At 47.9% G+C, this 10,839-nt stretch carries 5 protein-coding genes, 2 tRNA genes, 3 rRNA genes and 2 pseudogenes; 4 read left to right on the top strand and 8 right to left on the bottom strand.

The window, feature by feature from the left end:
- Nucleotides 1-679: 679 nt before the first annotated feature.
- The 8 genes and pseudogenes from P150_RS15765 to P150_RS0102965 all read right to left on the bottom strand — a co-directional run bounded on the left by P150_RS15765 (nt 680) and on the right by P150_RS0102965 (nt 8,452).
- Nucleotides 680-1,171 (bottom strand): hypothetical protein, encoded by a 492-nt coding sequence (locus P150_RS15765; RefSeq protein ID WP_051617496.1) that lies wholly within the window; start codon nt 1,169-1,171, stop codon nt 680-682.
- A 7-nt stretch (nt 1,172-1,178) separates the two neighbouring features.
- Nucleotides 1,179-1,562, bottom strand: a pseudogene (locus tag P150_RS0102925) (ATP-binding cassette domain-containing protein); the annotation flags it as partial.
- A 637-nt stretch (nt 1,563-2,199) separates the two neighbouring features.
- A 5S ribosomal RNA gene (rrf, locus tag P150_RS0102935) occupies nt 2,200-2,310 on the bottom strand.
- Nucleotides 2,311-2,473: 163 nt separating this feature from the next.
- Nucleotides 2,474-5,384, bottom strand: a 23S ribosomal RNA gene (locus P150_RS0102940).
- Between the two features lie 173 nt (nt 5,385-5,557).
- A tRNA-Ala gene (locus tag P150_RS0102945) sits at nt 5,558-5,631 on the bottom strand.
- A 14-nt stretch (nt 5,632-5,645) separates the two neighbouring features.
- Nucleotides 5,646-5,719, bottom strand: a tRNA-Ile gene (locus P150_RS0102950).
- A 158-nt stretch (nt 5,720-5,877) separates the two neighbouring features.
- A 16S ribosomal RNA gene (locus P150_RS0102955) occupies nt 5,878-7,409 on the bottom strand.
- Together the 16S, 23S and 5S rRNA genes with 2 tRNA genes alongside form the textbook arrangement of a ribosomal RNA operon.
- A gap of 596 nt (nt 7,410-8,005) precedes the next feature.
- On the bottom strand, nt 8,006-8,452 hold the full coding sequence (locus tag P150_RS0102965; protein WP_155952879.1) for a hypothetical protein: 447 nt from the start codon (nt 8,450-8,452) through the stop codon (nt 8,006-8,008).
- 238 nt (nt 8,453-8,690) lie between these two features.
- On the opposite strand from P150_RS0102965, the gene P150_RS0102970 reads away from it, so the two are divergent.
- The 4 genes and pseudogenes from P150_RS0102970 (at nt 8,691) to P150_RS0102985 (ending at nt 10,718) form a co-directional block, all read left to right on the top strand.
- Complete coding sequence (locus tag P150_RS0102970; RefSeq protein ID WP_028895928.1) at nt 8,691-9,302, top strand: master DNA invertase Mpi family serine-type recombinase; 612 nt, start codon at nt 8,691-8,693, stop codon at nt 9,300-9,302.
- Between the two features lies 1 nt (nt 9,303).
- A pseudogene (locus P150_RS15770) lies at nt 9,304-9,534 on the top strand (helix-turn-helix domain-containing protein); the annotation flags it as partial.
- A gap of 41 nt (nt 9,535-9,575) precedes the next feature.
- The gene (locus P150_RS18175) at nt 9,576-10,241 is read left to right on the top strand and encodes a DUF3408 domain-containing protein (RefSeq protein ID WP_369793301.1); all 666 of its coding nucleotides are present in this window, start codon (nt 9,576-9,578) and stop codon (nt 10,239-10,241) included.
- Between the two features lie 279 nt (nt 10,242-10,520).
- Nucleotides 10,521-10,718, top strand: a complete 198-nt coding sequence (locus P150_RS0102985; RefSeq protein ID WP_028895929.1) for a helix-turn-helix transcriptional regulator — start codon at nt 10,521-10,523, stop codon at nt 10,716-10,718.
- Nucleotides 10,719-10,839: the final 121 nt, after the last annotated feature.

Below are 10,839 nucleotides of genomic sequence, written 5' to 3' on the forward strand. Positions count from 1 at the left end.
TCCTAAATCGTATTTTGAAATATATGAATAGTGTTATTAACAATACTCTTCATATAAAGCAACCCAAGTGCTCCAGTCTTTTTCAGAGGCACCGTCTTCACGATAAAGAGCAGCAAGTGCTTGTACAGCCTTGCAAAGTTCTTTATTTTCACCACCAAAGATGTTTTCTAATTCTTCAATTTTTAATTTTCCATGTTTTTGTTGTTTATTAATGTTAAAAAAAGTCTGCCAATAACGTCCTTAACCGGTTTGGGGACTTCTTGCCTTTAAAGAGGTTAGACCTTGCCCTCTATATAGATAACAAATTAAAAGGTTAGCTACTTCTTTGTCCTTGATATCTATTATTTTATTCTCATCTACTATGTTTGATATACATTAGGTAATATATCAGCTATTTTACATTCATCGAGCAATTATATAATTGTAGATAAACACAGAAGATTGCTACAAAGGTAAAGAATAATAAATAAAATGCCAAAGAAAATGAGTACACTTAGTATACAGCAGTATAAAAAGTTTGTATATCGTTGGTTATAAGAGGTTTATGGATAACTGTTTACTCAGTACACAGCAGGCTAAATGCTTCTGATACGCTTGTCCAATCCATTTGTTCCCTCGGTGTTGAATAGTTTTTTATTGAGTGTGCGGCGCAAATTCGTTACGCGCTGCTTGGTTATATTCAGCATATCACTTGGAATAGAATAGTCTCTGCATCATCCTTTCCAACACAGTCCTGTTGGATATGAGTATGCTTGCCGTGCCTGCCATCCCCTTCTTCATCCTGTACTTCTCTGCTCGGATGGCGATAGTTGCTGTAAAGATGTTTCCATTCTTTCTCATCTTGGGCGTCGTGTCGGTGCTCACAATCTCTCCCTTCTTTGTATCCGAAGTCTTCAGCATTGTATCCCTCGAATGCCACGCTTGCTTTCATCCCCGGCTTTATGTCGTTCACATACCGGTAGGGGACAGACAGAATCGCCTGATTCTCGTCCAATGCCACGATACTGGCATTGACGGTTTCGGGCCATGGCAGGGTAGAGATTGCCGCAAGCAGCCCTATTACCGTCAGCGCGATGCAGAGGATGCCATATCTCACTACTGTTGGGGGAATCTCTCCTATGATATTCCTTACCTTTTCACTTCTCAGTTCAATCTTGTCGTTCTTTTCCATATTGCTTTTAGTTTCCCAGTTCCAACTGATTCTTCACAAGGGCGTAGTATGTGCCACGCTTTTTCGTAAGCTCTTCGTGATTGCCGGTCTCTACCACCTTTCCTTTGTCCAGCACCACTATTTGTCTGGCATTCCTGACAGTACTGAGCCTATGCGCCACGATTACGACGGTTTTTCCTTTGTAAAATGCGTCAAGGTTCTGCACTATTCTCCTCTCATTGTTGGCATCGAGGGAATTTGTGGCTTCATTGAGGAAGATATAGGTCGGATTCTTGTAGACGGCTCTGGCAATGAGTATGCGCTGCTTCTGTCCCTGACTTAGCCCCACACCATATCTACCGATTTTGGTATTGTACTTCAGGGGCAGGTTCATAACGTATTCATCGATGCACTTGCCTAATAAATCATTCTTTTATCTTAAAATTTATATTTCATAAAATTACTGATACACAATATAAATCCCACCCATAGTATTTGGATGAAATTCGTGCTTAGGCTACAAGAAGAATAAGAGGTAATATAAAAGAGGTAAGGATTTTGTATATAGTTTTGAAGTTCGAACAAAAAGAAGCTCTTATAAGCAGCTCCTCTAAAATTGGCTTTAAAGAGTTATCATCAATCCCGACAACAGTACATTTGGAAGCCACGCCGATGACCGTTCTTTTGAACATTTGAGCCATTCAGAATATACAGTTTTTATTCATAAATTTTCAAAAGTACAATAAAAAATTAGTAGTACCACATACTTCTTCTGCAAAATATACTTCTTATAACAAAAAACATCTGAAAATCTGAATTTCAGAATAAGTCAAGAAGAAAAATTCCATAAAACAACATCAGCTACTCGCCGAACACAGGATTTCCATCCGTGCTTTCCACCACGCCGAGCTTCTTCCATCAATGCCGCTTCCCAATCCGGCAGCACTCCACGGAACAGGAACGGCATACGGGAGGAGGCAGCGGAATAGGAACGGCACAATACAAAAAAAAGAGTCCCCCGAACATATCTTCAGGGGACTCTCCGTAAAAGAAGGCGCCACCTACTCTCCACATTGCATCGCAGTACCATCGGCGCAGCGGGCTTAACTTCTCTGTTCGGAATGGGAAGAGGTGGAACCCCGGCGCAAATACCCACCTGATAAGTTTTATCGGACCACCATCCCCGCTCACTCTGGGGAGGAACCGTAAGGGCGACTATCGCCACAAGCCAAAAACAAAGAAAGACGCCGCAAAGAATCCTCTCTCACTTCCGGACCACACGGGGAAACCCGAACCGGAATACAGCTCAAAGCATAAACCAACCAAGCGAAAGCTTCGGGCAATTAGTAGCGCTCGGCTTTGACGTCGCCGTCTTTACACCTGCGCCCTATCAACGTCATCGTCTATGACGACCCTCAAATAGGAGCTCTAAATCTTGCGGAAGGCTTCGCACTTAGATGCTTTCAGCGCTTATCCATACCAGACTCAGATACCCGGCGGTGCACCTGGCGGCACAACCGGCAAAACCGGAGGTCTGTCCACCACGGTCCTCTCGTACTAGTGGCGGCACCACGCAAAACTCCAACGCCCACGATAGATAGAACCGAACTGTCTCACGACGTTTCTGAACCCAGCTCGCGTGCCACTTTAATGGGCGAACAGCCCAACCCTTGGGACCTTCTCCAGCCCCAGGATGTGACGAGCGACATCGAGGTGCCAAACCACCCCGTCGATATGAGCTCTTGGGGGGATCAGCCTGTTATCCCGGAGTACCTTTTATCCTTTGAGCGATGCAGTTTCCATACACTTGCACCGGATCACTATGCCCCAGTTTCCTGCCTGCTCGGCATGTCTGCCTCCCAGTCAAGCGCCCTTATGCCATTGCACTCTGTAAGGCCGGTTACCAATCGGCCGAGGGCACCTTTGGAAGCCTCCGTTACGCTTTTGGAGGCGACCACCCCAGTCAAACTACCCGCCAAGCAGTGTCCGCACAAATCGCGCGTTAGACCTCAGACAGCCAAAGGGCCGTATTTCAAGGATGGCTCCACCGATGCTGGCGCACCCGCTTCGAAGCCTCCGGCCTATCCTACACATCGGATGACCGAGGTCAGTGCTAAGCTGTAGTAAAGGTTCACGGGGTCTTTTCGTCCCATCGCGGGTAATCGGCATCTTCACCGATACTACAATTTCACTGAGCTCATGGTTGAGACAGCGTCCAGATCATTACACCATTCGTGCAGGTCGGAACTTACCCGACAAGGAATTTCGCTACCTTAGGACCGTTATAGTTACGGCCGCCGTTTACCGGGGCTTCAATTCAAGCCTTCGGATCGCTCCTGAGCTCTCCTCTTAACCTTCCGGCACCGGGCAGGTGTCAGGCTGTATACGTCATCTCTCGAGTTTGCACAGCCCTGTGTTTTTGTTAAACAGTTGCCTGGACCTATTCTCTGCGCCTCCCTGAGCTAACAGGGAGGACCCCTTATCCCGAAGTTACGGGGTCAGTTTGCCTAGTTCCTTAACCATGAATCTCTCAACGCCTGAGTATGTTCTACCCGACCACGTGTGTCCGTTTGCGGTACGGGTTGCGTGAACATGAGCTTAGCGGATTTTCTCGGGAGTATGGTTACCTCTGCTGTCGGACCCTCCCGGGGGAGGCTCCGTACTGTCGGGGTTCGTCTCGGGATGCGGATTTGCCTGCACCCCTCACGGACTACGCCCTTCAACGCCCTATTCCGTCAGGGCGCGAGAGTGTCACTGCTCCGTCTCCACGTCGCTGAACACGCAAGTCACGGAATGTTAACCGTGTCTGCCATCGCCATCGCCGTTCGGCTGAGACTTAGGACCCGACTGACCCCGGGCTGATTGGCATCGCCCGGGAAACCTCGGTCTTGCGGCGGGGGGGAATCTCACCCCCCTTGTCGTTACTTATACCTACATTTGCTTTTCCATGCGCTCCAGGATAGGTCACCCGCACCATTCGGCGCACATGGAATGCTCCCCTACCGATACTTTTTATATACAATGCTATCCCGCGTCTTCGGTATCCGGCTTATACCCGATTATTATCCACGCCCGGACCCTCGACTAGTGAGCTGTTACGCACTCTTTGAATGAATGGCTGCTTCCAAGCCAACATCCTAGCTGTCACCGGGACCAGACTTCGTTAGACTAACTCAGCACGGAATTTCGGGACCTTAGACGGCGGTCAGGATTCTTCTCCTCTCGGGGACGGACCTTAGCACCCGCCCCCTTACTGCGCGACTCCAGTCCGTGAGCATTCGGAGTTCGTCAGGTCTCGATAGGCGGTGAAGCCCTCTCGACCTATCGGTCGCTCTACCTCTCACGGAGAACATCGCACGCGGCACCTAAATGCCTTTCGGGGAGTACGAGCTATCTCCAAGTTTGATTGGCCTTTCACTCCTACACTCACCTCATCGGGAAGCTTTTCAACGCTTATCCGTTCGGTCCTCCATCCCGTGTTACCGGGACTTCAACCTGGGCAAGTGTAGATCACTTGGTTTCGCGTCTACCCCATCTGACTAAACGCCCTCTTCAGGCTCGCTTTCACTGCGGCTACGGGGCTGAGCCCCTCAACCTCGCCAGACATGGTAACTCGTAGGTTCATTATGCAAAAGGCACGCCGTCACACGCAGGGCGTGCTCCGACCGCTTGTAGGCGGATGGTTTCAGGAACTGTTTCACTCCCCTCGCCGGGGTGCTTTTCACCTTTCCCTCACGGTACTCGTACACTATCGGTCTCACGGGAGTATTTAGCCTTGCCGGATGGTCCCGGCGGATTCACACAGGATTTCACGTGTCCCGCGCTACTCAGGATACCGCTACGCTCCCTCGGGCTTCGAGTACAGGCCTGTCACCTTGTACCGGGATTCTTTCCAGAATCTTCCTCTCGCCTCCGGGATGCGCCCCCGCGGTCCTACAACCCCCGCAGCGCGTCGCCACGCCGCGGGTTTGGGCTGCTCCCCGTTCGCTCGCCACTACTGGGGGAATCATTGAATTATTTTCTTTTCCTGCAGGTACTAAGATGTTTCAGTTCCCTGCGTTGGCCTCCCGGCAGCCGCCGGGATGGCATCCCTCCAGGATGCCGGGTTGTCCCATTCGGAAATCCCGGGATCAAAGGTCATTTGCACCTACCCCGGGCTTGTCGCAGCTTATCACGTCCTTCATCGCCTCCGTGAGCCTAGGCATCCGCCATCCGCCCTTATATACTTTCTGCTCGACTCGGCTCCAAAAAAGGAGCGAGTAGCTCATACTTTCAGCTGTATCTAGAAATCATTTGCGAACACACTCCACAAAGGAGAGTGCGCCTTCGTCTTTACTTTACAGTTTGCTTGTGTCAATATGTCAAAGATCTTATGCCCAGATGCGCTTCCGCGCAGGACGGGCAGGGTGGAGAATAACGGATTCGAACCGTTGACCCCCTGCTTGCAAAGCAGGTGCTCTAGCCAGCTGAGCTAATCCCCCGGGGGATTCCGAAGTAGTCCCAGGCAGACTTGAACTGCCGACCTCCACATTATCAGTGTGGCGCTCTAACCAACTGAGCTATAGGACTGAGTTGGAAAAAACCGTGCGGCCGTCAGCCGGGCTTTTCTCTATTCGGTATCAGGAATACAGAGGAGGCGCAGCACAAGAAGGGAAATGAACCCACCAATGAATACCAAACGCAACTTCCGAACAGGAAAACTTCCCCGGAAAAGGCACCCTCTCCAGAAAGGAGGTGTTCCAGCCGCACCTTCCGGTACGGCTACCTTGTTACGACTTAGCCCCAATCACCAGTTTTGCCCTAGGCCGCTCCTGGACGGTTACGGACTTCAGGCACCCCCGGCTTTCATGGCTTGACGGGCGGTGTGTACAAGGCCCGGGAACGTATTCACCGCGCCATGGCTGATGCGCGATTACTAGCGAATCCAGCTTCGTGGGGTCGGGTTGCAGACCCCAGTCCGAACTGGGACCGGCTTTGAGGATTGGATGGAGCTCGCGCGCCACCGACTTTCTGTACCGGCCATTGTAACACGTGTGTAGCCCCGGACGTAAGGGCCGTGCTGATTTGACGTCATCCCCACCTTCCTCGCACCTTGCGGCGGCAGTGTCCCCAGAGTGCCCGGCATAACCCGATGGCAACTGGGGAGAGGGGTTGCGCTCGTTATGGCACTTAAGCCGACACCTCACGGCACGAGCTGACGACAACCATGCAGCACCTTCACAGATGCCCCGAGGGGCGTCACCATCTCTGGATCCTTCATCTGCAATTCAAGCCCGGGTAAGGTTCCTCGCGTATCATCGAATTAAACCACATGTTCCTCCGCTTGTGCGGGCCCCCGTCAATTCCTTTGAGTTTCACCGTTGCCGGCGTACTCCCCAGGTGGGATGCTTAACGCTTTCGCTTGGCCGCCGGAGCAAAACACCGACAGCGGGCATCCATCGTTTACCGTGCGGACTACCAGGGTATCTAATCCTGTTCGATACCCGCACCTTCGAGCTTTAGCGTCAGTCGCACTCCCGTAAGCTGCCTTCGCGATCGGAGTTCCTCATGATATCTAAGCATTTCACCGCTACACCATGAATTCCGCCTACGTTGCGTGCACTCAAGCCAGCCAGTTCGCGCTGCAGTGCGGATGTTGAGCATCCGCATTTCACAACACGCTTGACAGGCCGCCTACACTCCCTTTAAACCCAATAAATCCGGATAACGCCCGGACCTTCCGTATTACCGCGGCTGCTGGCACGGAATTAGCCGGTCCTTATTCATGCGGTACCTGCAATAAGCCACGCGTGGCCCACTTTATCCCCGCATAAAAGCAGTTTACAACCCATAGGGCCGTCTTCCTGCACGCTACTTGGCTGGTTCAGGCTCCCGCCCATTGACCAATATTCCTCACTGCTGCCTCCCGTAGGAGTTAGGACCGTGTCTCAGTTCCTATGTGGGGGACCTTCCTCTCAGAACCCCTACTGATCGTTGCCTTGGTGGGCCGTTACCCCGCCAACGAGCTAATCAGACGCATCCCCATCCCGGTCCGATCAATCTTTAGTTCCCGTCAGATGCCCTCAGGGAACCCCATGCGGTATTAGTCCGTCTTTCGACGGGTTATCCCGCAGGCCGGGGCAGGTTGGATACGCGTTACTCACCCGTGCGCCGGTCGACGTCCGAAGGATGCAAGCACCCAACGCCGTTTCCCCTCGACTTGCATGTGTTAAGCCTGTAGCTAGCGTTCATCCTGAGCCAGGATCAAACTCTCCACTGTAAAAATATGTGTACCGGCGGAATCCTACCGAAGTGAAAACAACGGGAAGGATGCGCCGAGCTGTCTCTGTTCCAGAATGCCTATCCTATAATGAAAGTATCAAGTCCAAAAGTACCTGTTCGATATGTTCGGTGTGATGTGTAATGGGAAATGGGAAATGTGTGATGGGAAATATGAAATTTCGCAAGGACACAGAACCACAAGACCACAGGGCACACACACCGGAATTGATAAGGTTCGTTTCTTATACCCGTCCGCTAAAAAAGCGGACGCTTCTTGTACTACTACTCTGTATTATGTAAATCTATTCAAAGAACTCTTTCTTAATCGGCGCAAACTCTTTTCCGAGTTTCGCCCGGCTCATCGTTTAAAACAAAGTTATTGTGTTATCGGAAAAGCGAGTGCAAAGGTAAGGCATTTTTCGGTACACTCCAAACTTTTCCAAATATTTTTTTATAAAAAGTTTCATTTTTCCCCAAAACACGACATTCTGAAGCGGAAAACCGACTATTTGGAGGTTTTATCAAGTTCAGGACAAAGCAGAATGCAGAGAGGCAGACCCGACTGAACCAAGCTATAAATATAGAGAAAAACTGTTATGAACGTCTTGCTTCGTAAATTTTCTTTGTATAATAAGCGCAAATAATTAAGATAATCATCAAGAGGATGTAAATTATCATATTATATAATGGCAATATCTGGGAATCTGCGGCTACGACATACAAGAAAGCAAGCGTTATAAAAAACGTTACCCAAGCTATCAGATTCTTAATTAATGAACGGGTTGCAGAAATATTCACAATTCGGAACGGCATATTGATAATTGCATTCCTTTGACAATAGACCATCAACGCATAGACGAAAAGGGAAATCCCTGACAAAAGCAACACCAGCCAAGTATGGCTATATCTCTCCATTTCGCCGATAGAATTCCAATGCAAGGGAACGAAAGAGATTTTCGTTCCGAAATAGAACCACAACGCCACAACAACATTCGCCACCATAAACAATGCTGAACAGGTATTCAATATTTTTCTCATCATCTTTTCAATTTTCCTTCCACCTTAATTATATAACAGTATCGGATTTCCGATATCTTTAATTGCAGGGATAACCCATCCTCTGTTTATATATCAGGGCAGAATGCCTTGATTATTTAAAAAATACAAAGATACAAAAAATAATTTAGTGAATATCTCGGAAAAAATATAATCTTTTAATTTCAGGAGAAGATTCCCCGTTCATATATGTATTACCTTAACTTTTATAAACAATACAAATATGATATACGGTTACATTAGAGTGAGTAGCGACAAACAAACAGTAGAAAATCAACGCTTCGAAATCACAAACTTTTGTGAGAAAGAACGGCTGTCAATAGACGACTGGATCGAAGAAACCATCAGTGGAACTAAAAATTATAGCAAACGTCAGCTAGGTAAATTACTAAAAAAAGTGGGCAAAGATGATATTATCATTTGCAGCGAATTGTCCCGACTTGGGCGTAACTTATTTATGATAATGGAAATTCTCAATATATGTATGACCAAGGAGTGTCGTGTCTGGACAATCAAGGACAACTACCGTCTGGGCGATGACATTCAGAGCAAAGTCCTTGCCTTTGCTTTTGGCCTGTCTGCTGAAATTGAACGCAATCTGATCAGTCAACGCACGAAAGAGGCATTAGCACGAAAAAAGGCAGAAGGAATCGTGCTCGGTCGCCCCAAAGGGCGGAGGAGTTCACCCGAAAAATACAAATTATTCGGTAAGGAAGTGCTTATATCGGAATTGTTGAAAAGTGGAATCTCCAAACGGAAAATATCAAAAATTTGCAAAGTGGACAGGAATACCCTTGCACGATTTATTGAACTTAATAAATTGATGGTAAATTAATGAGCGATATTGTGCTACTGCTCGCCCAATGTTGGGTGGAGAAGTTTACCTTACAGGCGAGGAGGTTTGCAGCCTATTACGGTTGAGCACACGTACACTTCAGGAGAATCGGGACAATGGCACGATTGCATACTGCAAAATCGGGGGCAAGGTACTCTATAAGCAAAGCGACATTCAAGCCATGCTTGAAAGACACTATTACCCAACACCCAAGAAGCCATGCCGAGCATAGATGAAAAGAGAAGAGCCATTTTAGAGCAAGCCATCAAGGATATGGGAAATTATGGCGTTAAACTCCGCAAGCCCGAAGACCATCCTTTTTATGACCAACCCGATGATTATGAAGAAGAGAAGAAAAAGTTCGAGCCCATTCAAGTGGAGGAAACAGAAGAGAGTGAGAGCCACGAGGAGATTTCCCAAACATCATATCAAGAGACGGATTTGTCTTCAATGGACAAATCAGCCTCTGTGGAAGCAACTCATCAGCGAGTGGGAAAATCCAAGGTCAGAAAGCGTTTAGCCGACTTTCAGGGCAAATACCTCCAACCACTTCATATTAGCCATCGCAAAGCCGTATATGTTTCAGAAGAAACACAAAAGCGGCTGGGCTATGTCGTGCGGAAAATTGGCGAGCATGGAGCGAGTATTTCGGGCTATGTGGAGATTTGCGATTTCCGCACGGCAAAGGACATCGGTATCGATCGCCCCGAGAAAAACGAGATACTGCACAACATACCGCCAACGCCGGAGCAGGAGGAGTTCATCGGCAAGCTGATGGAGTTCGCCAAGACGGGTAATGCCACACTCTTGGGACGTGCGCCGCTCAGCGAGAGCGAGGAAAAGGCAAAGATGCTTATCGCCACAGACTATGCCCGGAAAAAAAATCAAGAAATATGTATTTTCCAGATAACCAATAGGATAAGGAAGAATAAAGGATAAAAGGGTTACGAGTTGGAAACGAGCGAGTTTCTTTCCCTTTCTTTATTCTGCAATACCTCAAAGACCACATTGTTCTATGTTGCAAAGATAATGATTCTTTTATGAAAAGCAGTAGGAATTGGAGAAAAAATACTTGTTGCACTGTGTTTTTTACTTTCTCACAACTTCGAAACAGATAAAAAGACAGCACAATACCACAAATATAGCACAGAATAAGCGATTTAGTGAAATTGAATTGTTATCTTTGCACTTGATAATTGTTAATCAAAGGCTTGGAAGATGAGACTGAACAGAATAAAACTCGTGCTTGTGGAAAAAGAAGTTTCCCAGACGCAATTGGCAAAGGACTTAGGTAAAAGTTTCAGCACAATCAATGCGTATTGTAGCAATCGCAAACAGCCCTCCTTGGACTTGCTGAATAAAATAGCAGAATATCTATCCGTGAATATCAAGGACTTAATTGTCGATAATAAGTAAGCAGGCATGGAAGAAAAAATATCAAAGTCAGCTTTCTGCGAAGACAGCAGAGTAAAATTTCCAACTCTTATGCACCTTATGGGCATGGGATTCAAGTATGTTTCTCTTAAAGGCCTGAAAA

This window comes from Prevotella sp. HUN102, from assembly GCF_000688375.1.
Lineage (GTDB): Bacteria > Bacteroidota > Bacteroidia > Bacteroidales > Bacteroidaceae > Prevotella.

What these genes read in the sequence shown, in the direction of transcription:
- P150_RS15765 (WP_051617496.1), bottom strand. Translation starts at nt 1,171, where the DNA reads ATGGAAAAGAACGACAAGATTGAACTGAGAAGTGAAAAGGTAAGGAAT.
- P150_RS0102965 (WP_155952879.1), bottom strand. Translation starts at nt 8,452, where the DNA reads ATGATGAGAAAAATATTGAATACCTGTTCAGCATTGTTTATGGTGGCG.
- P150_RS0102970 (WP_028895928.1), top strand. Translation starts at nt 8,691, where the DNA reads ATGATATACGGTTACATTAGAGTGAGTAGCGACAAACAAACAGTAGAA.
- P150_RS18175 (WP_369793301.1), top strand. Translation starts at nt 9,576, where the DNA reads ATGGGAAATTATGGCGTTAAACTCCGCAAGCCCGAAGACCATCCTTTT.
- P150_RS0102985 (WP_028895929.1), top strand. Translation starts at nt 10,521, where the DNA reads ATGAGACTGAACAGAATAAAACTCGTGCTTGTGGAAAAAGAAGTTTCC.